Origin of the sequence: Nocardiopsis sp. NPDC006139, from assembly GCF_040614155.1 — a bacterium.
Classification (GTDB): Bacteria; Actinomycetota; Actinomycetes; order Streptosporangiales; family Streptosporangiaceae; genus Nocardiopsis; species Nocardiopsis changdeensis.
The window spans coordinates 1-23,036 of the sequence record NZ_JBEXTT010000017.1 but is presented as its reverse complement, the minus strand read 5'-3'; the positions used below and the strand labels follow the sequence as shown (position 1 = coordinate 23,036).

Sequence of the window (23,036 nt, the reverse complement as noted above, 5' to 3'; positions counted from 1 at the left end):
CTGGTTGCACGAGGCGCAGGTGCACTGCGGGGCGGGCCATCCGGCGTGGCCGGCCGTCCCCGGGAATCGGATTCGCACCTGAAGAAGTAAACCGCATGCTCCACCAAGCCTTGGTTAAGCTCGGGACTGGATCGCGGTGACCCGTAGACCGCGACCTATCGGGACGAAAGGGCGGTCGACGATGGCGTGGACCTGGCGGTACCGCGAGGCCGACGGGGCGGACCCGCCGGCGGGTGACCTCCCCGCGGAGTCGTTCACCTCGCGCGGCGACGCGGAGAGCTGGCTCGGCGAGAACTGGGGCGAGCTCACCGAGGGCGGAGTGGACCGGGTCGTCCTGCTGGAGGACGGCAGGGAGGTCTACACGATGTCCCTGGAACCCGCCGAATGACCGACGGGCCCCGGCCCCTTCCGGGGGCCGGGGCCCTGTTCTCCCAGGGCCCTCCCGCGCCGGCGGGGTCCGCGGGCGCCGGAGGGCGCCGGGCACGGACCGCTGCGGAGCGGAGGTCCGGGGACTCCGCCTAGGCGCGGATGTCCTCCGGGCTGCGGGTGAGCGCCGGGTCGCGGTCGACGCTGTCGCCGAGGATCTCGTCGATCCGGGCCAGCAGCTCCGCGTCCAGCTTCACGCCGGCCGCCTGGACGTTGTCCCGCACCTGCTCGGGCCGGGTGGCGCCGACGATGGCGGTGGAGACGTTGTCGTTCTGCAGGACCCAGGCCACGGCCAGCTGGGGCAGGGTCAGACCCGCCTCGGCGGCCAGCGGGGCCAGCTTCTGCACCCGCTCCAGCAGCTCCTGGTCGCCGACCCGATCGGCGATGAAGTGCTTGCTGTTGGGGTCGGTGGCCCGGGTGTTCTCCGGCAGCGGCGCGCCCGGCTTGTACTTGCCGGTGAGGATGCCGCCCGCGATGGGCGACCAGACGACCTGGCCCAGCCCCTCGCGGCGGGACACCGGGACGACCTCGGACTCGATGACCCGCCACAGCATGTTGTACTGCGGCTGGTTGGAGACGATGCGGTCGAACCCGGACTCGTCGGCGATCTTCAGGGCCCGCTCGATCTGCTCGGCGTTCCACTCCGAGACGCCCACGTACAGGACCTTGCCCTGGCGGACCAGGTCCTCGAAGGCCCGCAGGGTCTCCTCCAGCGGGGCCCCGTGGTCGAACCGGTGGGCCTGGTACAGGTCCAGGTAGTCGGTGCCCAGGCGGCGCAGGGTGTCCTCCACGCCGCGGATGATGTGCTTGCGCGACAGGCCCCGGTCGTTCTTGCCCGGGCCCATCGGCCAGTAGACCTTGGAGAAGATCTCCAGGCCGTCGCGGCGCTCGCCCTTGAGCGCCCGGCCGAGGACCTCCTCGGCCTTGCCGCGGGCGTAGACGTCCGCGGTGTCGAACGTGGTGATGCCGGCGTCCAGGGCGGCGCGGACGCAGGCGACGGCCGCGTCCTCCTCGACCTGGGAGCCGTGGGTGATCCAGTTGCCGTAGGCGATCTCGCTGACGACGAGACCGCTCTTGCCGAGATGGCGGAATTCCATGGCGGGCACTCTAGCCGGGTACCGGGTCCTTCCGCGAGGGCGGCCCCGGCGGGTGTGGGAACGCTCCCACCGGCCTTCGCGGAGAACCCGGGGAAAGATCGGGGAAGCCCCGGGGCGGTCCCGGGGAAAGACGGGGGAGAAGGTCGGGGGCCGGTGCGCGTGCGCGCACCGGCCCCGGGTGTCCGTGGGGACGCGGGCCCCGTCCCGGGTCCGCGCTAGTGCGGGACCGGGACCTCGCCGACCTTGACCTTCGGCTTGGGCAGCCGCAGCCGGCGGAACTGGATCTGGCGCATGACCGCGTACCAGCCGATGCCGCGCAGCATGTCGTCGTCCGGGTAGTGCTCGGCGGCCTCCCGCTTGACCCGGCGCGAGGTGAAGACGCCCTCGATGATGAGCGACACCATCATCAGCGGCCAGGCCACGTACGCCACACCGACCTGGAAGATCGGGCTGGGCACCATGATCAGCAGGATGATGACGATCGACAGCGGCAGGAAGAACTCGCTGAGCGTGCGGCGGGAGTCCACCAGGTCACGGGCGTAGCGGCGGGCCGGGCCCAGGTCGGCGGGTCGGTAGAACCGGGCCTCGTCGGCGGGAACGCCCTTGAGGCCGCCGGAACTCACCTTGCTGACGCCTCGTTTACGTTCGGAGCGGGCGCGGTGGATCTCGTAGGCCTCCTTGCGGGTCTCCGGAGCCTTGACCAGCTTGCGCGGGTTCGACTCGGATTCCTTGCGCTTGGGGGTGGGCACACCCTTCTTAGGGGTATATCCCTTAGGTTGGGTGGCCTCAGAGGCCTCGGGGCTGGCGGATTCGGTGGTCTTCGAATCCGTGTCTGCGGAAGCGGAGCGACGTCGGAACACACCCTCAGGGTAGCCGGTCACAGCTTTATGGCGACCGCGGGTCAGACCGCGTAGGGTTGGGCGAAGCGCCCGCTGGGAACAGCCGATGTACGCACCGAGAAGGGGACGGCCACGCCGATGAGCGTGTTTCAGCGACTTTCCATGATCTTCAAGTCCAAGGCCAACAAGGCCCTGGACTCGGTCGAGGATCCCAGGGAGACCCTCGACTACTCGTACCAGAAGCAGCTCGAACTGCTGCAGAAGGTCCGGCGCGGCGTGGCCGATGTCGCGACCTCCCGCAAGCGGGTCGAGCTCCAGATCCAGCAGCTCGAGCAGCAGTCCTCCAAGCTGGAGAACCAGGGCCGGGCGGCCCTGACCCAGGGCCGGGAGGACCTCGCCCGCGAGGCCCTGACCCGCCGCTCCGGTCTCACCCAGCAGATCGACGGCCTGCGCGAGCAGCACGCCAACCTCCAAGGCGAGGAGCAGAAGCTCACCCTGGCGGCCCAGCGCCTCCAGGCCAAGGTGGACGCCTTCCGTACCCGCAAGGAGACGATCAAGGCGACCTACACCGCGGCCCAGGCCCAGACGCAGATCAGCGAGGCCTTCACCGGCATCTCCGAGGAGATGGGCGACGTCGGCCTGGCGATCCAGCGCGCCGAGGACAAGACCGCCCAGATGCAGGCCCGGGCCGGGGCCGTCGACGAGCTGCTCGCCTCCGGCGCGCTCGACGACGTCACCGGGTCCGGCCCGCGCGACGACATCCAGGCCGAGCTGGACCGCATGGCCAGCTCCAGCGGTGTCGAGGCCGAGCTGGAGCGCATGAAGCTCGAGCTGGGCGGCGGCGGGTCCTCCTCCACCCCGCAGATCGAGGGCGGCAACAGCGGCTCGGGACGGGGTGAGGGCGCGTGATCGTCCGCATCATGGGCGAGGGTCAGGTGGACCTCACCGACGCCGACCTCGACCTGCTCAACTCGTTCGACTCCGCCCTGGAGGCGGCGATCGAGAAGGGTGACGAGGCCGCCTTCCGCAAGGCGCTGCACGACCTGCTCGACAAGGTGCGCGAGCACGGGACGCCGCTGGCCGCCGACGCGCTGGAGCCCTCGCAGTTCATCCTGCCCCACGCCGACGCCGGCATGGACGAGGTCCGCCAGATGCTGCAGGACGACGGCCTGATCCCGGGCTAGGGCCGCTTTCCGCGGTCCGGGCCGTTTCGCCGGTCTCCGCCACCACCGTCCTCGGCGGGGCCGGCTCGGTGCCTGCGCATGCTGTTCCGGAGCCGCCGCGACCTCCCGGTCGCGGCGGCTCCGGCGTGTTCACGTGCGGTTTTCACCCCTTTCTCACCTTCGCGAACTAGACTCCGAGGCGTCCGGACCAGTGGGAGGGGCGCAGCGCATGGCGGGTTCCAAGTTCACTCCTGACCGAGGCCTGACCGGCCGGATGGCCCTCACCATGTTCCTGTTGGTCCTGGTGTACGTCGCCTTCGTCGTGGGGCTGGTCGCCGTCGGGCTGAACATCTGGCTGGTCCTGGTCATCGTCCTCGCGTTCGCGCTGTTCAGCTACTTCTCCTCGGACCGGATCGCCATGTTCGCGATGGGCGCCAAGGAGGTCTCCCCCCAGCAGGCGCCCGAGCTGCACGCGCTCATCGACCGGCTGTGCGCCATGGCCGACATGCCCAAGCCCCGGGTGGGCGTCGCCGACACCGACGTGCCCAACGCCTTCGCCACCGGGCACAGCAGCAGGACCGCCGTCGTCTGCGTGACCACCGGACTGATGCGCCGCCTGGACGGGCCGGAGCTGGAGGCGGTGCTGGCCCACGAGCTGTCCCACATCGCCCACCGCGACGTCACGGTCATGACCGTGGCCGGCTTCCTGGGCATCGTGGCCGGGTTCCTCACCCAGGCCGGGCTGCGCTTCGCCGCCTTCTCCGGGGCGAGCCGGGGGAACAACAACGGCCCGGCCCCTGCGGTGGTCGCCCTGCTGGTGGTGCTGGTCAGCGCCGTCGCGTGGGCGCTGAGCTTCCTGCTGACCCGGGCGCTGTCGCGCTACCGGGAGCTGGCGGCCGACCGGGCCGCCGCCTACCTCACCGGGCGCCCCTCGGTCCTGGGCAGCGCCCTGACCAAGATCACCGGCGACATGGCGCGGATCCCCAGCCGGGACCTGCGCCAGGTGGAGCCGTTCAACGCCTTCTTCTTCGCCCCGGCGTTCACCAAGGGGTTCAGCCTCAACAGCCTGATCGCCACCCATCCGCCGGTGGAGCGGCGCCTGGCGCAGCTCTCCGACATCTCCCGGCAGCTGGGCCGGGGCGCCTGAGATCCGTTCCCGCCGAGGAGGCAGTGTGAGTTTCTGGAGAGCCCTGCTGGGCCGGTCCGAGCCCGTCCGTCCCGACCTGGACGCCCTCTTCGGGCTGCCGTCGGCGGCGGTCACCCTGCGCGCGGCGGCCGGCTTCCGCCCCACCGGGACGGGGTCGGTCGCCTTCCGGCCCACGGAGGGGGCGGCCTTCGCCGACCTGGAGAAGGACATCACCGCGCTGCTGGAGGCCGGGGACGGGCCGCCGGTCGGCCAGGTCGCCGACGAGTACGGCTACACGTGGCTGGTGGTGCGCTCCGACCACCCGCCGACGGAGCAGGGCGAGGTCACCGACCCCGACATCACGGGGCTGGTCACCTCGCTGCACGCGGTCAACTCCACCCTGGAGGAGAACGGCTACGGGCCCTCGCTGCTGTGCTCGCTGGTGGGCTTCACCGACGGGCGGCGCTCGCTGGGCCTGGTCTACCTGTACAAGCGCGGGACCTTCTACCCGTTCGCGCCGCTGCCGGGGCAGCGCCGCGACAACGCCCTGGAGCTCCAGGCCGAGGCGGCCATCGGCGGAGACCTGCCGTTGGAGTCCGACCGGTCGCGCTGGTTCCCGGTGTACGGCGCACCCGGCCTCTGATTTCCGTATTCCGGAAATGAAAGTCCGGGATATGAATTTTTTTGGCGCCGAACCCTGGTGCGGAGCCGCGTGACCCAGCACACTGAACACGTGCACATCGTGATCGCACCGGACAAGTTCGCCGGAACCCTCAGTGCCCTGGACGCCGCCCGCGCCGTCGCCGACGGCTGGCGGTCCGTCGACCCCTCCGCCCGCATCGACCTGGTCCCGCTCTCCGACGGCGGGCCCGGCTTCGTCGAGGTCCTGCACACCGCCCTGGGCGGGACCCTGCGCGAGGCCTCCGTCACCGGCCCCCTGGGCGAGCCCGTCACCGCCCGCTACCTGCTCGTCGGCGACACCGCCTACGTGGAGAGCGCCCAGGCCTGCGGCCTGCACCTGGTCCCCGCCGGCCGGCGCGACCCCGCCCGGACCACCAGCGCCGGGGTCGGCGAACTGCTCGCCCGCGCCGTCGCCGACGGGGCCCGCACGGTCGTCGTCGGCCTGGGCGGCAGCTCCACCAACGACGCCGGGGCCGGGCTGCTCGCCGCCCTGGGCGCGACCCCCGCCGCCGACCTCGCCCGCGGCGGCGGGGCACTGGCCGACATCGACAAGGTGGACGTCGCCCCGGCCCGGGAGGCCGTCGCCGGGGTGCGCCTGGTCGCCGCCACCGACGTCGACAACCCCCTGCTCGGACTGCACGGGGCCAGCGCGGTCTTCGGCCCCCAGAAGGGCGCCGACCCCGCCCTGGTCCAGCGCCTGGACCTGGCCCTGACCGCCTTCGCCGACCGGGCCGACCCCGAGGGCGCGGCCCGCTCCGAGCCCGGCGCCGGCGCGGCAGGCGGCCTGGGCTTCGCCCTGCTGCTGCTCGGCGGCGCCGTGGAGTCGGGCATCGGCCTGGTCCTGGACGCCGTCGGCCTGGCCGGCCGGCTGGCAACGGCGGACCTCGTCGTCACGGGGGAGGGGTCCTTCGACTCCCAGTCCCTGCGCGGCAAGCTGCCCCACGGCGTCGCCCGCCTGGCGGGGGAGCACGCCGTCCCCTGCGTGGTCACCGCCGGGCGGGTGGCGGTGGGCCGGGCCGAGGCGGCCGCCGCGGGCATCACCGAGACCTACTCCCTGGTCGAGTCCGCCGGCTCGGTGGCCGCCGCGATGGAGCACCCCGCCCGGGGGCTGCGGGACCTGGCGGCCTCGGTCGCCCGCCGCTGGAGCCGCTGAGCACCGCGGTCCGGTCCCGCCGTCCGGTGTGGCGGCGGAGCCGGATGGGTACCCTGGTGGAACACGCGCAAGTCAGCCCGTACCGGACCCCGCGACCGGGGCCGGGAGGGCCGGACGGACACGGCGGCGGCGCGTCGGAATGCGGCGCCGGGTCCGGGTGTTGGCACCCGTTGAAGAGGACATCCGTCCCGGCGGCGGGCGTCAGACCGGGGCCGCGGGCGCAAGCGGGCCGCAACCCCTTTCCACGAGGAGCTTTACACGATGACGGTTCAGAGCGAGACCACCGAGGGGATCATCCTCACGGAGGACGCGTCCAGCAAGGTCCGGGCGCTTCTCGAGCAGGAGGGCCGGGACGACCTGCGCCTCCGCGTCGCGGTCCAGCCGGGCGGCTGCTCCGGGCTTCGCTACCAGCTCTACTTCGACGAGCGCGAGCTCGACGGCGACATCGTCACCGACTTCGGCGGCGTCGAGGTCGTGACCGACCGGATGAGCTCCCCCTACCTCGTCGGAGCCACGATCGACTTCGTCGACACCATCGAGAAGCAGGGCTTCACCATCGACAACCCCAACGCCACCGGTTCCTGCGCCTGCGGCGACTCCTTCAACTAGGGCGCGCGGCCCCGGGACGAGCCGGGGACGCCGACGGCCACCGACGGGAGGGCGGACCTGATCCGCCCTCCCGTCGCCGTGTGTGGGGCCGAACACGGGTCGGTACCCTGGGTCAGTCCGAAAGGGCGCCGTGAGCGCGCCCGGAGCAGTGTCCGGCCCCGGGCCGGCGCGTCCCGACCAAGGAGACCTCGTCCCGTGCGTATCGCGGTTGCCGGATCCATCGCCACCGATCACCTGATGTCCTTCGAGGGGCGGTTCGCGGAGCAGATCATCCCCGAGCAGATCCAGCAGTTGTCCCTCTCCTTCCTCATCGACGAGCTGGACGTCCGGCGCGGCGGCGTCGCCGCCAACATCTGCTTCGGACTGGGCGGGTTCGGACTGTCCCCCGTCCTGGTCGGCGCGGCCGGCGCCGACTTCGAGGACTACCGCGCCTGGCTGGACCGCCACGGCGTGGACACCTCCCACGTCTACATCTCCGAGCTGCGGCACACCGCCCGGTTCATCTGCACCACCGACCGCGACCAGAACCAGATCGCGTCGTTCTACGCGGGCGCCATGGCCGAGGCCCGCAACATCGAGCTCCAGCCGATCGCGGACCGCCTGGGCGGCCTGGACCTGGTCCTGGTCGGCGCCGACGACCCGGCCGCGATGGTCCGCCACAGCGAGGAGTGCCGCACCCGGGGCATCGCCTTCGCGGCCGACCCCTCCCAGCAGCTCGCCCGCATGGAGGGCCCGCAGGTGCGCACCCTCATCGAGGGCGCCGCCTTCCTGTTCACCAACGAGTACGAGAAGGCCCTCGCCGAGCAGAAGACCGGCTGGTCCGACGCCGAGATCCTGGCCCGGGTCGGCACCCGCATCACCACCCTGGGCGCCAAGGGCGCCCGGATCGACAGCGCGGGCGAGCCGAGCGTCCACGTGCCCGCCGCCGTCGTCGGCGACCTGGTCGACCCGACCGGCATGGGCGACGCCTTCCGCGCCGGATTCCTGGCCGCCCACTCCTGGGGCCTGTCCCTGGAGCGCGCGGCCCAGGTGGGCAACGCCACCGCGGTGCACTGCCTGGAGGTCGACGGCCCGCAGGAGTACACGCTCACCGGCGCCTCGCTGCTGGACCGCCTGGAGCGCTCCTACGGCGCGGAGGTCGCCGCCGAGGTCCGCCCGTTCGTCTAGGGTCCCCGGACCCCGTAGAGTAGACAGTCGTGACCCCGCGTCCCGTGCGTTCGCATGCCCGGGACGCGACCGCACGGCTCCCGTCGTCCTTCTTCGGCGGGTCCGCCGTGCCCGCCGGTGCGCTGAAACGCGTGCCGGTGCAGAGCCCGAACCGTTCGCGCGGGGTCACCGCGACGGTGGGGAACCCGCTCCGGTGGCGCCGCCAGGCGCACGGGGCCCGGGCGTGCCCGCACGCCTCCCAGTTCTAGGTCAGCCTTACCTGGGATTCCCCGCATTCCATGTGAAAGGACATTGCATGCGCTACACCGGACCCAAGGTGCGGTTGTCGCGGCGCGCCGGAATGCCGCTGACCCGTAAGGCGGTCAGCTACTTCGAGAAGCGCCCCTACCCGCCCGGCGAGCACGGCCGCCGCGTTCGCCGCAACAGCAGCGACTTCGCCGTCCGCCAGGCCGAGAAGCAGAAGGTGCGCTGGTACTACGACCTGACCGAGAAGCAGCTGGTCAGGATCTACGAGAACGCCAAGAAGCGCCCCGGCCGCACCGGTGAGGAGATGCTGGCCGAGCTGGAGCTGCGCCTGGCCACCGTGGTTCTGCGCGCCGGCTTCGCCGCGTCGATCTACGCCGCCCGCCAGTTCATCAACCACGGCCACATCACCGTGGACGGCAAGAAGGTCGACATCCCGTCGTACCAGGTCAAGCCGGGCCAGATCATCGAGGTCCGGGAGAAGTCCCGGTCCATGGTGCCGTTCGTCGAGGCCGCCGAGGGCGTCCACGCCGACGACAAGATCGCCGGGTTCCTGGCGGTCAGCCACAAGGACCTGCGCATCGCGGTCGTCGACCGCCCCAAGCGCGAGCAGATCCCGGTGCCCTTCGACGAGCAGCTCGTCGTCGAGTTCTACGCCCGCTAGCGGCCGGCGTCCCCGCGGCGCCGCCGGAGCGAGGATCGGCCGTACGGACCCCCGGGTCCGTGCGGCCTTTCTCGTACCCCACACCCCCGGGATTCGGTGTGCCCGAATCGTTATCCAACCGGAGCCGGAATCCGGAACGGTTCAGTACATGCGCCGGATGTGAAAAGCGCTACCCCGCGCGAGGGGCACCTCCGCGACGAACTCGTGCATCTTCATCCGGCACCAGGCGGGGATGTCCGCCTTGGCGGCGGGATCGTCCGCGGTGACCGCGATGACCCCGCCGATGGGCACTTCGTGCATGCGCTGCGCCACCCAGATGATGGGGATCGGGCATTTGCGGCCCACCGCTTCCACGGTCACCGACGCCGTGATCGCCCCGGGCAGCGGCCGTCCCTCGGACACGGGAACCCCCTGTGCGTTGTCGTTCCGTGTCCCAATCTTGACCCCTCCCGCCCGGTAAGGCGAACCCGGTTAAGGGTGCCGTAAACCCAGCGATACGCTCACCTTGTTCTCTCCCCGTGGGACGCCGGAGATCGGACGCACCCGCTGTGGACGCGGGCGCCGCCCGACACCCGGACGGGTGCCCCGGCCGCCTCACGGGAGAGGGGCCCGGGGGAACGCCGGGCCGTGCCTCGCCGACGCCGGAGGGGATCACCCCCGGCGCGCGGACGGGCCCGGCTCCGCGGACCACCGAGCGTCCCGTATCACGGGCCTTCGGCAACACGCTGACCAGGCAAGCCCATGAACGGGACCCTGGGCGGTTCGCGATAATGTTTCCCCCTGACAAGCTTTGGATACTTAGGCCGCCCGTGGAAGTCCACGGGCTACACCGCTGGGAAGGCAATCCGTGAGTCCGACCCGCCAAGAAAATCGGCGCTCCACTCTGCGCCGATGGGCACCACGCGGCGCCGCGCTCGCCGTGCTGGGGCTGGCCGCGACCGGCTGCGCGTCGAACGAGCTCACTCGTTTGGGCATGCCGGAGCCGATCACCGAGCAGGCCGAGCGTGTTCTCTCGCTCTGGCAGGGTTCCTGGGTGGCGGCGTTCGCGGTCGGCATTCTCGTGTGGGGGCTGATGATCTGGTCGATCATCTTCCACCGCAAGCGCTCTGAGCAGCTGCCGCCCCAGGTGCGCTACAACATGCCCATCGAGGCGCTCTACACCGTTCTGCCGATCGTCGTCATCGCGGTGCTGTTCTACTTCACCGCGCGCGACCAGAGCTACCTGCTGGACACCGAGCAGGAGGCGGACGTCCACGTCGAGGTCGTCGCGTTCCAGTGGGCGTGGCAGTTCAACTACCTGGACGCCCCCAAGGACGAGGGCGGCGAGGTGCTGTTCTCCGAGGTGGGCATGCCCAACCCGGACGGCACCGCCGACCCCTCCACGCAGTCCACGCTGGTGCTGCCGGAGAACGCGGTCGTGCACTTCGACCTGTACTCCCCGGACGTCATCCACTCGTTCTGGATCCCGGCGTTCGGTTTCAAGATGGACGTCGTCCCGGGCCGCGACAACGCGTTCCAGGTGAACCTCAACGACGGCACCGCCGGCGAGTACATCGGCCGCTGCGCCGAGCTGTGCGGTGTGGACCACACCCGCATGCTCTTCAACGTCGAGGTCCTGCCCGAGGACGAGTACGAGGCCTGGGCCGCCGAGCAGGAGCAGGCCGCGGCCGCCGAGGAGACCGAGGCCGCCGAGGCCCCCGACACCCCGGACTCGGGTGAGGGCTCCGGCGCCGAGGGCTCCAACGCGGAGGGCACGGGCTCCGGTGCCGACGAGGCCGAGGAGACCAACGAGTAATGAGCACGACCACCACCCCCACGCACAGCGCCACGCAGGGGCTGCCGGGCCGCAAGGGCTCGATGATCGTCAACTGGCTGACGTCGACCGACCACAAGATCATCGGGTACATGTACCTGATCACCTCGTTCGGCTTCTTCCTCTTCGGCGGGGTCCTGGCGCTCCTCATGCGCGCCGAGCTGTTCCTCCCGGGCATGCAGGTCATGTCCAACGAGCAGTTCAACCAGATGTTCACCATGCACGGCACGATCATGCTGCTGATGTTCGCGACCCCGCTGTTCGTCGGGTTCTCGAACATCATCATGCCGCTGCAGATCGGCGCCCCCGACGTGGCGTTCCCCCGGATGAACCTGTTCGGGTACTACCTGTTCCTGTTCGGCAGCCTCATCGCCATCAGCGGGTTCATCACCCCGGGCGGCGCCGCCAGCTTCGGCTGGTTCGCCTACACCCCGCTGTCCGACGCGGTCCGCTCGCCGGGCCTGGGCGGCGACCTGTGGATCCTGGGCCTGGCCGTCTCCGGTCTGGGCACCATCCTCAGCGCGGTCAACTTCATCACCACCGGCCTGTGCATGCGCGCGCCCGGTATGACGATGTTCCGCATGCCGATCTTCACCTGGAACACCCTGCTCACCAGCGTCCTGGTGCTCATCGCGTTCCCGGTCCTGACCGCGGCCCTGATCGCCCTGGGCGCCGACCGCATGGTCGGCACGCAGGTCTACAACGCCGAGCACGGCGGTGCCATCCTGTGGCAGCACCTGTTCTGGTTCTTCGGCCACCCCGAGGTGTACATCATCGCGCTGCCGTTCTTCGGCATCGCGACGGAGATCCTGCCGGTGTTCAGCCGCAAGCCGATCTTCGGCTACAAGAGCCTCGTGGCCGCGACGATCGCCATCGCGGGCCTGTCCGTCACCGTGTGGGCCCACCACATGTTCCCGACGGGCGCGGTCCTGCTGCCGTTCTTCTCGTTCATGACGTTCCTCATCGCGGTCCCGACCGGTGTGAAGTTCTTCAACTGGATCGGCACGATGTGGCGCGGCCAGCTCACCTTCGAGACGCCGATGCTCTTCACCATCGGCTTCCTGGTGACCTTCCTCTTCGGCGGTCTCACCGGTGTGCTGCTGGCCTCCCCGCCGATCGACTTCCACGTCACCGACTCCTACTTCGTGGTGGCGCACTTCCACTACGTGGTGTTCGGCACCGTGGTGTTCGCGATGTTCGCGGGCTTCTACTTCTGGTGGCCCAAGTTCACCGGCAAGATGCTCAACGAGTCGCTGGGCAAGTTCCACTTCTGGCTGCTGTTCCTCGGCTTCCACGGCACGTTCCTGGTCCAGCACTGGCTGGGCGCCATGGGCTTCCCGCGCCGCTACGCCGACTACCTGCCCGGTGACGGGTTCACCGAGCTGAACCAGATCTCGTCGGTGTCCTCGTTCGTCCTGGCCGCCTCGACGCTGATCTTCTTCTGGAACATCTACATCACCGCGAAGAAGGCGCCCAAGGTCGAGGTCGACGACCCGTGGGGCTACGGCTGCTCGCTGGAGTGGGCGACCTCCTGCCCGCCGCCGCGGCACAACTTCACGTCGCTGCCGCGGATCCGGTCCGAGCGCCCCGCGTTCGACCTCAACCACCCGCACGCCGCCGCCCCGGGCGCGGTCCCCGTCGGCGCCACGAAGGAGTAGGGGCTCATGAAGACACAGGCCTATCTGTTCATGGGCGTCTCAACCTTCTTCGGTCTGGCGGCCGCCCTGTACATCTACTGGTCCTGGCAGGACACCGGGGCCATCGAGTGGACCGGTACGACGGCGCTGGTCGTCTCCATCGGCTTCGGCTGGATGGTCGGCTACTGGCTCTGGCAGGCGGCCCGCCGCAGCGAGCACTTCCACGGCCTCCCCGCGGAGGAGCGGCTCGACGGCGAGATCGCCGAGAACGCCGGCGAGTACGGCTTCTTCAGCCCGCACAGCTGGTGGCCGATGTTCGTGGCCATGGCCGTGGCGTTCACCGCGGTGGGCGTGGCCATCGGCTGGTGGATGGTGATCATCGGCGGCTTCGCCATCATCCTCACCGCCATCGGCTGGGTCTTCGAGTACTACCGCAAGGAGTTCCAGCACTAGCCGGAACACCTGGCACCCGCCCCGGCGGCGACCGCACGGTCGCCGCCGGGGCTTTTCCGTGCCCGGACACCGCGGTGCGGCGGGTGGTCGAGGTGCATGAGTGGCAAATGCCGGGATTTCCCCCATGTCCGTTGTAACCTCTTAATCACTTAACGTGACATCTGGGGGTTCTGTCATGAACCGACGAGTCCGGCTCGCGGGGCGCCTGGCCACCGGCACCGTCGCGGTGGCCCTGGCGGCCGCGGCCTGCACGGCCGCAGAAGAGGAGCCGAAGGAGGCGCCCGGCCCGCGGATCTCCATCAGCCCGGCCCCGGGGGAGTCCGGGATCGCGCCCAACACACCGGTGCGGGTGTCCGTGGAGGGCGGCGTCCTCACCGACGTCACCGTCGAACAGGTCGACCGGGAGCAGTGGGCCGCGGCGGAGGCGGGGCGGACGGACGGGCGGGGCCCCGCGCGGGCGCCGGTCACCGGCACGCTCTCGGAGGACGGCTCGGCCTGGGTCAGCGACTGGAACCTGGCCCCCGGCGGGGTCGTCTCCGTCTACGCCACCGCCCGGGACGCCGGCGGCGAGCGCACCGAGGTCGTCTCCACGTTCGGCACCCACGCGGTGGCCGGGGAGGACCGCCTGGCCGAGCCCTTCGTGCTGCCGCAGGACGGGCAGACCGTCGGGGTGGGCATGCCCGTCGTCGTCACCTTCGAGGAGCCCGTGGAGAACCGCGAGCAGGTCGAGAACTCCATGCACGTGACCTCGGAGGAGGCCACCGAGGGGGCCTGGAACTGGCCGAACGAGACCACCGCGGTGTTCCGGCCGAAGAAGTACTGGGAACCGCACCAGAAGGTCACCGTCGACCTGCGGCTGACCGGTGTGGAGGCCTCCGAGGGGGTGTTCGGCACCGAGGACCGGCGCATCGGGTTCGAGGTGGGCCGCGAGCTCATCGCCACCATGCACGTCCCCGAGCACCGGATGCACGTGGAGGTGGACGGGGAGCGCGTCCGCTCCATCCCGGTCAGCAACGGCAAGGGGGAGCGGCACTTCAACACCACCACGTCCGGGATCCACGTCCTGATGGAGAAGTACAGCAGGCTGGTGATGGACTCGGCGACCGTCGGCATCCCGGCGGGCTCGCCCGGCTACTACCGGGTCGAGGCCGACTGGGCGGTGCGCACCTCCAACAGCGGCGAGTTCACCCACGCCGCGCCCTGGAACGGGAGCATCGGCTACGCGAACCGGTCCAACGGCTGCACCAACATGTCGGTCTCCGACGCCCGCTGGTTCCACGACAACACCCTGATGGGCGACGTGCTGGAGACCACCGGCACCGCGCGGGAGCTGGAGTGGGACAACGGCTGGGGGTTCTACCAGCGCTCCTGGGAGGAGTGGCTGGAGCACAGCGAGACGGGCGAGCCGCAGGCGACCGACTCCGACAGCCCGCCCGGCGGCGTCCACGGAGAGGGCCTGTGAGGGTCCCTAGGCCGTCAGAAGACCTGTGAGGCGTGCGCGGGCGCGGTCCCAGGACCACTCCCGCTCCACCCACTCCCGGCCGCGTGCGCCCATCCGGGCGGCGCGGTCGGGGTCGCGCAGGAGCCGGACGAGCGCCCGGGCGGCGGGCCCGGGGAGGGAGCCGTCGACGACGTGCCCGGTCTCCCCGGGCAGGACCGCGTCCGGGGCGCCCCCGGAGTCGCCCGCCACCACCGGCAGCCCGGTGGCCGACGCCTCCAGGTAGACGATCCCCAGGCCCTCCACGTCCAGGCCGCCCCGCCGGGTGCGGCAGGGCATCGCGAACACGTCCCCGGCGTCGTAGTGGGCGGGCAGCTCCGCGGCGGGGACCGGGCCGGTGAACACCACCGAGTCCAGGCCGGCGGCCGCCGACCGCAGCCGCCCCGCGTAGGGGCCGTCGCCGACGATCAGCAGCGCCGCGTCGGGCACGTCGGCCAGCACCCGGGGCCAGGCGCGCAGCAGCGTGTCCTGGCCCTTGCGGGGCACCAGCCGGGAGACGCACACCACGACCGGGCGGCCGCCCAGCCCGTGCCGCCCGCGGATCAGCTCCCCGCCCGCACCGGGGTGGAACCGGCCGGTGTCCACCCCCGGCGCGACCCGCCGCATCCGTGCCGCGGCGGGGGCGGACAGGGCGCGGGCCAGGCGCCGCCGGGAGTACTCGCCCAGGTAGGTGACGGTGTCGGTGGTGTCGCCGATGCGGCGCAGCGCCTCGCGCGCCCCCGGCACCAGCGCCCACCCCGTCTCGTGCCCGTGGGTCAGCGCCACCTGGCGGCCCACGGCCTCCCGCAGGGGACCGGCGGCCAGCCCCAGCGGTGCCGCCGCCCCGTACAGCACCGAGTCGCAGTCCTCCAGCCGGGCGATGGCGGCCGCCCGCCGCACCACCCGGGGCGAGGGGAGCAGCACCTTCGCGGCGTCGCGCACGACGGGGAACGGCAGCCGCAGGTCGAAGCCGGGGTCGGCGGCGCCGTCCGCGGCGGAGGGGGAGGACGTGTACACGACGACGTCGGGCAGGCGCAGCGCCACCTCGTGGACGAAGGCCTCGATGCCCCCGGCCCGGGGCGGGAAGTCGTTGGTGATGATCAGCGTTCGCGGCACGCCACGAGCGTAGCGGCCCACGCGGCACGGAGCCCCGCACCGAAATGCCGGTGCGGGGCCCGAAGGAGCGGAGCGGGTCCGCAGGGCGCGCCCTACGGGCGGACGGCCGCGACGAAGTTGGACCGGTAGTAGTCGTTGAGGGCGACCTCGCCGATGGGCTTGCCCGAGGTCGAGGCGTGCACCATCATGCCGTTGCCCGCGTACAGGCCCACGTGGCTCGGGCTGGAGCCGTAGAAGAACAGCAGGTCGCCGGGCTGCTTGTTCTCCCAGGAGACGCGCTGGCCCGCGTTGACCTGGTCGTAGGTGGTGCGCGGCAGGCTCACGCCCGCCTGCGCCCAGGCGGCCTGGGTCAGGCCGGAGCAGTCGTAGCCGTTGGGGCCGGTGCCGCCCCACACGTAGGGCTTGCCGATCTGGGCGTAGGCGAAGTCCAGGGCGACCCGGGCGTTGCCCGAGGCCGGGCCGGTGTAGCTGGAGCCGCCCCCGCCGGAGCCCCCGGTGGAGCCGCCGGTGTTGGCGGTGTTGGAGGTGGCCGCGGCCCGCTCCTCCTCGGTCAGCTCGCCGAGCAGGGCCTCCTGCTCCTCCATCTTCTCCTCGGCCTCCTCGGTGGCCTCCTCGGCCTCCTTGAGGGCCTCGGCGGCCTCCTCCTCGGTCTCCTCGGCCTCGGCCTCCAGCGTCTCCAGCTCCTCCAGCTCCTCGAGGTACTGGTCGAGGCTGGCGTTGTGCTGCTCGGAGAGGTAGGTCAGGTCGGCCTGGTGGAACATCGCCTCCTCGGGGGCGCCCGAGCCGATCAGCTGGGTGGGGGAGGTGAAGTCCGTGCCGGTGTAGGCGAGGTTGGCCAGGGTGCGCACGCCGCGGCCCAGCTTCTCCACCCGCTCCTGGGCCTCCTCGAGGTCCTCCCGGATGTCCTCGAGCTTCTCCTCGGCGACCTCGTGGTCCTCCTTCGCCTCGTTGTAGGTCGCGTTGAGCTCGGCGAACTCCTCTTCGAGGCGTTCGATCTCCTCGCGGACCTCATCGGCGGTCGGCTCGGCGTACGCGACCGACGCGGGCAGCAGGAACGCTCCGCAGGACAGGACGGCAACGACCGATATGCGGCGCGATACGGACACGGTGGGAAACACCTTCCTCAAGGGAGGCGCCGACCGGAACAGGGGCTTCCGGGGTGCGGTGCGGGGGACCGGACCGGCGCGGTGAAGGGGCCGAAAGACGTTCGGCGTTGAACACTAGTGCATCCCCGGGGCGCTCTCAACCTTTTCGTGATGTTCAGAACCATGGCCGGATATGGCCGAAAAGGGGGCGTAAGAAACCGTGGCGAGAGCGGACACGACGGCCCTCCGCCCGGGAACGCCGCGAGGCCGCCCCCCGTGGAAGGGGGCGGCCTCGGCGGGACCGGGAGTGCGTCAGGGGCGCACGGCGAACTCGAACACGCCGCCCCAGTAGGCGGCCAGACCGACCACCTCGATGTTGCGGCCGGTGCGCGGGGCGTGCACCATCTGCCCGCCGCCCGCGTACAGGCCGTTGTGGCTCAGCCCGGTGAAGAACATGATGTCGCCCGGCTGCAGGGCGTTGATGTCGTAGATGCGGTTGCCCACCTCGGCCTGCGAGTACGTGGTCCGGGGCAGGTCCACGCCGCCGGCGCGCCAGGAGGCCTGCACCAGGCCGGAGCAGTCGTAGCCGTTGGGGCCGGTGCCGCCGTAGATGTAGGGCTTGCCGATCTGGGCGTAGGCGAAGTCCAGCGCGGCGCCCGCGCTGCCCGAGGCGCCGCCCGTGTAGGACTGGCCGCCGGAGTCGTTCGCGCCCTCGGTGGAGGCGTCGGCGTCGGGGAACTCGGCGAGCAGCTCCTCCTGCGCCTCGATCTTCTCCTCCACCTCCTTCTTGGCCTCCTCGGCCTCCTCCAGCGCCTCCTCGGCCTCCTTCAGGGCCTCCTCGGACTCGTCCTTGAGGGAGAACAGGCGCTCGGCGGACTCGCCGAACTCGTCCAGCTGGGTCTGGTGGGTCTCGGAGAGGTAGGTGAGGTCGGCGTTCTGCTCCAGCAGCCCCTCGGGGCCGTCGGAGGTCAGGATGTTGGTGATCGAGTCCAGGTCGCCGGACTGGTAGGTCGCGTTGGCGAGCTTCTGGACCTTCTCCTTGAGGGCCTCGTAGTTCTCCTGCTCGTCCCCGACCTGCTCCTCGAGTTCCTCGTACCGGGCCTCGGCGACCTCGTGGTCCTCCTTGGCCTGGTTGTACTCCTCGACCGCGGTGGAGGCCTCCTCGTTGAGGCGTTCGATCTCCTCCTCGACCTCTTCGCGGGTGGGGTCCGCGTGGGCGGTGCCGGGGACGAGGAGGGAGCTTGCGACGACCGCTCCGATTCCGGTCGAGGCAGCGATGCGGCGAGCCGTACGCCGACCACCGGTGTTCTTCATGGCGGGCCACGCTCCTTGGGGTGTGAGAAGTCCGCACGGGGGTGCTGGGGAGAACACGTACAAGGGGAGCACCCGCGTCCGGGACGCGGGCACCGGGCGTGAGTGTGCGGGACCCACCGGGGACACACGGGTGGTGTTCTATCCGGTAGAGCACTCACGTTCCCGGTAGAACCTAGCGGACCGTACGGCACGGCTCAACCACACGGTCGAACACATGGCGAGGATCTCAAGGGGGCACGGAAGCGGGTGCGGTGCCCCGGGCACCGCACCCGCGTCAGCCGTGCGACTCCAACCTGCGCAGGAAGATGGGCGAGGAGATCGCCCGCGCCCCGGCCCGGCGCACCGCGCCCACGATCTCCCGGTCGGAGGTGACCACGGCGATCGGCCGCCCGGGCGGCTCGGCCCGCACCAGGCGCACGATCAGCTCGTCCGCCGTCTCCCCGGGCGCGCTGAACAGCAGCCGCACCCGGCGGGTCTGGGCCACCGCCGGCGGGGCGTCCACGTCGGCCCCGTCGAAGACGCAGGTGATCTCCGCCTTGGTGCGGCTGGCCAGCCCCTCCAGGGAGGACAGCAGCCGGGTGCGCTGGTCGGCCAGGGGCAGGGTCCCGTAGCCGGTCTTGGTGACGTTGTAGCCGTCCACCAGCAGGTGCACGCGCGGCACCGTCAGCAGGTGTTCGAGCAGGCCGGGGTCGTCGTCGGGCAGCCCGCCCAGCGACACCCGGCGGCGCTCGTCCGCCTCGGCCGCCACCAGGTCTGCGGGGGAGTCCACCGCGGCCGGCAGCGCGAGCTCGCGCCGCAGCCCGTGGGAGGCGTCGACCAGCACGTCCAGCAGCACACGCAGCCGCGCCTCGTCGGCGTTGCGGCCCGCCCGCACGGCCCGCCGCGCGTTCTCCACCTGCGCCTCCGCCGCCGACAGCCGGGACTTCAGCCGCCGGTTCTCCGACTCCAGGGCGCCGACCCGGCCGGTGGCCTCCGCGGCGCGCTCGTCGGCCTGGAGCGCCGCCTGCTCGGCGCGGGCCGCCGCCTCCCGGGCGCGGCGGCGCTCGGTGTGCACCTTCTGGCGCAGCTCCGAGATCTCGGCCTTGTGCTCCTTGAGCTGGGCGCGCAGCCGGTCCGTCTCGACCCGGTGCTCCTCGCGGGCCTGGGCCAGACGACGGTTCACCTCCTCCAGGGCCTCGGCGGCCTCGTCGGCCTCCTTGGCCCCGGCCTCGCGGTCCAGTTCGCGGTGGACGCCCTCGACGATGTCGGCCCACCCCGGCGGCCGCAGCAGGTACGCACAGGCCCCCACCGCCACGGGGTCGGCGGCCGGGGGCACCACGCCCGAGCGCAGCCCCTCGGCCAGCTCGGGCCACACCTGCTCGACCCGCTCGGCCACCAGGGACCGGAACTCCGGGTCGGTCTCCAGCTGCGCGGCGATCTGCGGTCCGGCCAGCCGGGCCCGGCGGCGCGGCTCGAACTTGGCCACCCGCCGCAGCGGGGCGGGCAGGTCGGCGGCGCGCATGCCGCCCAGCACGTCGGACCCGTAGTCGATGACCCGGGAGCGCACGGCCTCGGGCAGGGGGCGCAGCAGCCGCTCCCCGTCCTCCCCGCGGCCGTGCGCGGGGGCCGCCCCGTTCCCGGAGTCGCCGGCCTCCGGGCGGGTGCTCATGCCCGACCCGTCGGGCTCTCCGCCGAAGTGTCGGAGACCGACCGGTCGGCGTCGGGGCGGGCGATGGTCTCGATGCGGTCCGTGGCCCCGCACCAGCGGCACTTCACCTGCTCGATCGTCTCGGACAGCACGGTGCGCTCCTCCACCCGCCCCTCACCGGACAGGTCCAGGTGCACGAAGTCCTGGGAGCGGACCGTGCGCGTCACATCGAACCGCGTGAGGTTGCCGCATCCGGTGCACCGCCACCGCTCATTGTCACCCGGCATCGCGATCCCCACGGTTCCTCCTCTTGATCGGGTAAGTGCGGGACTTACGTCCCAACACCCACATCTTTCCACGTCGGGTGGCCCGGACCGGAGGGCGGCCGTGTTCGGTCGTCGCCTCCGATTACCCTGACCGGGTGATTCGACGGTCCGCGGCGCCCACGGGCGTGCAACTCGACATCGGCGACATCGGCACTCCGCTGGGCGCCGTGTCCTTCGTCGTGCTGGACCTGGAGACGACCGGCACCAGCGCCACGAACTCCCGGATCACCGAGATCGGCGCGGTACGGGTGCGCGGCGGACGGGTGGAGGAGGAGTTCACCACACTGGTGGACCCCGGTGTGCTCATCCCCGCCGAGATCACCCTGCTGACCGGCATCACCCAGTCCATGGTGGCCACCGCGCCGCCCCTGGAGGAGGTGCTGCCCCGGGTGCTGGACCTCCTCACCGCGCAGGAGCACACCGCCCTGGTCGCCCACAACGCCCCCTTCGACGTCGGGTTCCTCAAGGCGGCCTGCGAGCGCCACGGCGCGGCCTGGCCGGACCCGCCGGTGGTGGACACCCTGCGCCTGGCCCGCGCCGTCCTGCCCCAGGGGCAGACCCGCAACCACCGGCTGGGCACCCTGGCGGCGTTCTTCGGCTCACCGGTCACCCCCAACCACCGGGCCCTGGACGACGCCCGCGCCACCGTCGCCGTCCTCACCGGGCTCATCGACCGCCTCACCCCGCTGGGGGTGGGCAGCCTGGAGGAGCTGCGCGCGGTCACCAAACCGCCCACCAAGGCCCAGCGCGCCAAGCGGCACCTGGCCGAGGGGCTGCCCGAGCGCCCCGGGGTGTACGTGTTCACCGACGCGCGCGGCGCCGACCTGTACGTGGGCAAGAGCAACAACCTGCGCCGCCGGGTCGCCTCCTACTTCACCGCCGCCGAGAACCGCCAGCGCATCCGGGAGATGGCCGGGGTGGTGGCGGGCGTCACCCCCATCGTGTGCGCCACCGACCTGGAGGCGTCGGTGCGCGAGCTGCGCATCATCGCCGAGCGCAAACCCCCCTACAACCGGCGCTCGCGCAACCCCGAACGGGTCCGCTGGGTCACCCTGACCGCCGAGCCCTACCCCCGCCTGTCGGTGGTGACCACCGTCAAGGACGACGGCGCCCCCTACATCGGCCCCTACGCGTCGGCCCAGGAGGCCGAGCGGGCCAAGGAGGCGCTGCTGCACGCCCTGCCGCTGCGCCAGTGCACGCACCGGCTCACCCCCGGCGGCACCGGCGGGGTCGTCCCCTGCGTGCTCGCCCAGATGGGCCGCTGCGGCGCGCCCTGCGACGGCACCGAGCCCCTGGACGCCTACCTGGAGCACGCCGCGGCCGCCCGCACCGCCATGACCGGCGACCCCGGCGCCGTCGTGGCCGCCCACACCGAGCGCATCGCCGAACTCTCCGCCGACCTGCGCTACGAGGAGGCCGCGGCGCTGCGGGACCGGCTCGCCGCGTTCCTGCGCGGCGCCCGCCGCGCCCAGCGCATGGCCGCCCTCGCCGCCGTCCCCCACCTGGTCGCGACCCGGCGCGGCCCCACCGGGTGGGACACCTGCGTGGTCCGCCACGGGCGGCTGGCCGCCAGCGCCGTGCTGGAGCCCGGCACCGACCCCGCGGCGTTCCTGCGCGCCCTGGCCGCCACCGCCGAGACCGTCGAGCCGGCCGTCCCCCCGCAGTCCGCCGCCCTGCCCGGCGAGACCGAGCTGATCCTGGCCTGGCTGGACGACCCCGCGACGCGCCTGGTGGAGATCGACGGGGAGTGGACATGCCCGCTGCGGTCGGCCGAGGCGCACACGGAGATGACACACTGGGCGCATGGCCGCGCTACCGCTCAATGACGACCACCCGGTCCGCCGCACCCCCGTCGTCGCCTACCTGCTGATCGCGGCCAACGTGCTGGCCTACCTGATGTCGCCGCAGGCGACCACGGCGGTCTGGTACCCGGCCGACATGGTCGAGCGCTTCTGCTCGATCCAGGACTACTTCATGCGCTGGGGCGCGGTCCCCGCCGAGATGTTCGGGCACACCGACCTGGCCGACCCGGTCGTCCCCCAGTGCGGGAGGATCGAGGGCAAACAGGTGTGGCTGTCGGTGTTCGCCTCCATGTTCGTCCACTCCGGCGCCGCCCACCTGGTGGGCAACATGGTCTACCTGTTCGTGTTCGGGCCGGTGGTGGAGGACCGGATCGGGCGGCTGCGGTTCCTGGCGCTGTACGTGGTCACCGGCCTGGCCGCCGCCTACGGCTTCGCCCTGGGCGACCCGCAGGGCATGATCCCCATGGTCGGCGCCTCCGGCGCGATCTCCGGGGTGCTCGGCGCCTACCTGGTCGTGCAGTTCCGCAGCCGGGTCACCACCCTGGTGTTCGGGGTGGTCCCCATGCGCCTGCCCGGGTGGGCGCTGGTGGGCAGCTACTTCGTCCTTCAGTATCTTCTCTACGTCACCACATCGAACGCCCCCGGTGCGGGCTCCGGCGTCGCCTACGCGGCGCACGTGTACGGATTCGTGGCCGGGGTGGTCGCGGGATGGGTGGTCTACCGGCTGCGATGGCGCTCCGGGACGCGGCTCTCCGACGTCTACTAGCCGTGCGCGGCCCCGGGACCTCCGCCCGCGCCGACACCGCCCAGGAGGCACAGTGATCACCGCGATCGTCATGATCAAGGCCGACGTCCACCGCATCCCCGAGGTCGCCGAGGCCATCGCCGAGATCGACGGGGTGAGCGAGGTCTACTCGGTCACCGGCGGGGTCGACCTCATCGCCATGGTGCGGGTCCGCCGCCACGAGGACCTCGCCGAGGTCATCCCCGGGCGGGTCAACAAGGTGCCCGGCGTGCTCTCCTCCGACACCCACATCTCCTTCCAGACCTACTCCAAGCACGACCTGGAGTCCGCGTTCGCCATCGGCTGGTAGCCGCACGCGAAGGGGCGGGCGCCGCGCGGCCAGGGTGCCCCGCCCGTTGTCGGCGACCTCCACCACCACCGCGTCGGGGAGGTAGTCGACCAGCACCGTGGCCCGGTCCGCCTCCGCGTGGCGC

General features: G+C 71.9%; 24 protein-coding genes. 16 read left to right on the top strand and 8 right to left on the bottom strand.

All coding sequences use genetic code 11. The features are described from left to right. The first annotated feature begins 181 nt into the window (after window positions 1–181). Window positions 182–388, top strand: a complete 207-nt coding sequence (locus tag ABZ249_RS21555; protein ID WP_355265725.1) for a hypothetical protein — start codon at window positions 182–184, stop codon at window positions 386–388. A gap of 130 nt (window positions 389–518) precedes the next feature. Here the strand turns inward: ABZ249_RS21555 and ABZ249_RS21550 are convergent, their stop codons facing one another. Further along, window positions 519–1,523 (bottom strand): aldo/keto reductase family protein, encoded by a 1,005-nt coding sequence (locus tag ABZ249_RS21550; protein WP_355265722.1) that lies wholly within the window; start codon window positions 1,521–1,523, stop codon window positions 519–521. A gap of 215 nt (window positions 1,524–1,738) precedes the next feature. Continuing rightward, on the bottom strand, window positions 1,739–2,404 hold the full coding sequence (locus tag ABZ249_RS21545; protein WP_220559879.1) for a DUF3043 domain-containing protein: 666 nt from the start codon (window positions 2,402–2,404) through the stop codon (window positions 1,739–1,741). A 96-nt stretch (window positions 2,405–2,500) separates the two neighbouring features. On the opposite strand from ABZ249_RS21545, the gene ABZ249_RS21540 reads away from it, so the two are divergent. The 8 genes from ABZ249_RS21540 (at window position 2,501) to rpsD (ending at window position 9,168) form a co-directional block, all read left to right on the top strand. Continuing rightward, a complete protein-coding gene (locus tag ABZ249_RS21540) occupies window positions 2,501–3,271 on the top strand; it encodes a PspA/IM30 family protein (protein ID WP_355265719.1) in 771 nt (256 codons plus the stop codon). After that, window positions 3,268–3,546, top strand: a complete 279-nt coding sequence (locus tag ABZ249_RS21535; protein WP_355265716.1) for a hypothetical protein — start codon at window positions 3,268–3,270, stop codon at window positions 3,544–3,546. The genes ABZ249_RS21540 and ABZ249_RS21535 overlap by 4 nt, the downstream gene beginning before the upstream one ends. A gap of 208 nt (window positions 3,547–3,754) precedes the next feature. Beyond that, window positions 3,755–4,672 (top strand): zinc metalloprotease HtpX, encoded by a 918-nt coding sequence (htpX, locus tag ABZ249_RS21530; protein WP_355265713.1) that lies wholly within the window; start codon window positions 3,755–3,757, stop codon window positions 4,670–4,672. A 25-nt stretch (window positions 4,673–4,697) separates the two neighbouring features. After that, complete coding sequence (locus ABZ249_RS21525) at window positions 4,698–5,294, top strand: hypothetical protein (RefSeq protein ID WP_220559883.1); 597 nt, start codon at window positions 4,698–4,700, stop codon at window positions 5,292–5,294. Between the two features lie 90 nt (window positions 5,295–5,384). Continuing rightward, a complete protein-coding gene (locus tag ABZ249_RS21520; RefSeq protein ID WP_355266003.1) occupies window positions 5,385–6,485 on the top strand; it encodes a glycerate kinase in 1,101 nt (366 codons plus the stop codon). Between the two features lie 261 nt (window positions 6,486–6,746). Beyond that, complete coding sequence (locus ABZ249_RS21515) at window positions 6,747–7,094, top strand: iron-sulfur cluster assembly accessory protein (RefSeq protein ID WP_306367561.1); 348 nt, start codon at window positions 6,747–6,749, stop codon at window positions 7,092–7,094. A gap of 195 nt (window positions 7,095–7,289) precedes the next feature. Further along, entirely contained in the window at window positions 7,290–8,261 is a 972-nt protein-coding gene (locus ABZ249_RS21510; RefSeq protein WP_220559885.1) for a carbohydrate kinase family protein, read from the top strand. A gap of 295 nt (window positions 8,262–8,556) precedes the next feature. Continuing rightward, window positions 8,557–9,168 carry a 30S ribosomal protein S4 gene (gene rpsD / locus ABZ249_RS21505; protein ID WP_220559886.1) on the top strand — a complete coding sequence of 204 codons (612 nt, stop codon included), beginning with the start codon at window positions 8,557–8,559 and terminating at the stop codon, window positions 9,166–9,168. A gap of 141 nt (window positions 9,169–9,309) precedes the next feature. On the opposite strand, the gene ABZ249_RS21500 is transcribed toward rpsD, so the two are convergent. Beyond that, window positions 9,310–9,570, bottom strand: a complete 261-nt coding sequence (locus ABZ249_RS21500; RefSeq protein WP_255646423.1) for a sulfurtransferase TusA family protein — start codon at window positions 9,568–9,570, stop codon at window positions 9,310–9,312. A 571-nt stretch (window positions 9,571–10,141) separates the two neighbouring features. Here ABZ249_RS21500 and coxB point away from each other — a divergent pair. The 4 genes from coxB (at window position 10,142) to ABZ249_RS21480 (ending at window position 14,533) form a co-directional block, all read left to right on the top strand. After that, entirely contained in the window at window positions 10,142–10,963 is an 822-nt protein-coding gene (gene coxB, locus ABZ249_RS21495) for a cytochrome c oxidase subunit II (RefSeq protein ID WP_355266000.1), read from the top strand. Between the two features lie 62 nt (window positions 10,964–11,025). After that, the gene (gene ctaD / locus ABZ249_RS21490) at window positions 11,026–12,639 is read left to right on the top strand and encodes a cytochrome c oxidase subunit I (RefSeq protein ID WP_355265997.1); all 1,614 of its coding nucleotides are present in this window, start codon (window positions 11,026–11,028) and stop codon (window positions 12,637–12,639) included. Between the two features lie 6 nt (window positions 12,640–12,645). After that, complete coding sequence (locus tag ABZ249_RS21485) at window positions 12,646–13,071, top strand: cytochrome c oxidase subunit 4 (protein ID WP_220559890.1); 426 nt, start codon at window positions 12,646–12,648, stop codon at window positions 13,069–13,071. 175 nt (window positions 13,072–13,246) lie between these two features. After that, entirely contained in the window at window positions 13,247–14,533 is a 1,287-nt protein-coding gene (locus ABZ249_RS21480; RefSeq protein ID WP_355265707.1) for an Ig-like domain-containing protein, read from the top strand. A 6-nt stretch (window positions 14,534–14,539) separates the two neighbouring features. Here ABZ249_RS21480 and ABZ249_RS21475 read toward each other — a convergent pair whose 3' ends face one another. The 5 genes from ABZ249_RS21475 to ABZ249_RS21455 all read right to left on the bottom strand — a co-directional run bounded on the left by ABZ249_RS21475 (window position 14,540) and on the right by ABZ249_RS21455 (window position 19,989). After that, the gene (locus tag ABZ249_RS21475) at window positions 14,540–15,664 is read right to left on the bottom strand and encodes a glycosyltransferase family 4 protein (RefSeq protein ID WP_355265704.1); all 1,125 of its coding nucleotides are present in this window, start codon (window positions 15,662–15,664) and stop codon (window positions 14,540–14,542) included. A 92-nt stretch (window positions 15,665–15,756) separates the two neighbouring features. Continuing rightward, entirely contained in the window at window positions 15,757–16,770 is a 1,014-nt protein-coding gene (locus ABZ249_RS21470) for a C40 family peptidase (RefSeq protein WP_355265701.1), read from the bottom strand. A 291-nt stretch (window positions 16,771–17,061) separates the two neighbouring features. Beyond that, window positions 17,062–18,063 carry a C40 family peptidase gene (locus tag ABZ249_RS21465; RefSeq protein ID WP_220559894.1) on the bottom strand — a complete coding sequence of 334 codons (1,002 nt, stop codon included), beginning with the start codon at window positions 18,061–18,063 and terminating at the stop codon, window positions 17,062–17,064. A 274-nt stretch (window positions 18,064–18,337) separates the two neighbouring features. Continuing rightward, complete coding sequence (locus ABZ249_RS21460) at window positions 18,338–19,711, bottom strand: NYN domain-containing protein (protein WP_355265698.1); 1,374 nt, start codon at window positions 19,709–19,711, stop codon at window positions 18,338–18,340. Beyond that, window positions 19,708–19,989, bottom strand: a complete 282-nt coding sequence (locus ABZ249_RS21455; protein WP_220559896.1) for a hypothetical protein — start codon at window positions 19,987–19,989, stop codon at window positions 19,708–19,710. The genes ABZ249_RS21460 and ABZ249_RS21455 overlap by 4 nt, the downstream gene beginning before the upstream one ends. 125 nt (window positions 19,990–20,114) lie before the next feature. On the opposite strand from ABZ249_RS21455, the gene ABZ249_RS21450 reads away from it, so the two are divergent. The 3 genes from ABZ249_RS21450 to ABZ249_RS21440 are packed head-to-tail and all read left to right on the top strand — an operon-like array spanning window position 20,115 to window position 22,912. Further along, window positions 20,115–21,842: a DEDD exonuclease domain-containing protein gene (locus tag ABZ249_RS21450; RefSeq protein WP_355265994.1), complete on the top strand. Its 1,728-nt coding sequence runs from the start codon at window positions 20,115–20,117 to the stop codon at window positions 21,840–21,842. Next, window positions 21,820–22,584: a rhomboid family intramembrane serine protease gene (locus tag ABZ249_RS21445; RefSeq protein WP_355265695.1), complete on the top strand. Its 765-nt coding sequence runs from the start codon at window positions 21,820–21,822 to the stop codon at window positions 22,582–22,584. The genes ABZ249_RS21450 and ABZ249_RS21445 overlap by 23 nt, the downstream gene beginning before the upstream one ends. Before the next feature lie 52 nt (window positions 22,585–22,636). After that, the gene (locus ABZ249_RS21440) at window positions 22,637–22,912 is read left to right on the top strand and encodes an Lrp/AsnC ligand binding domain-containing protein (protein WP_220559899.1); all 276 of its coding nucleotides are present in this window, start codon (window positions 22,637–22,639) and stop codon (window positions 22,910–22,912) included. Window positions 22,913–23,036 lie beyond the last annotated feature (124 nt).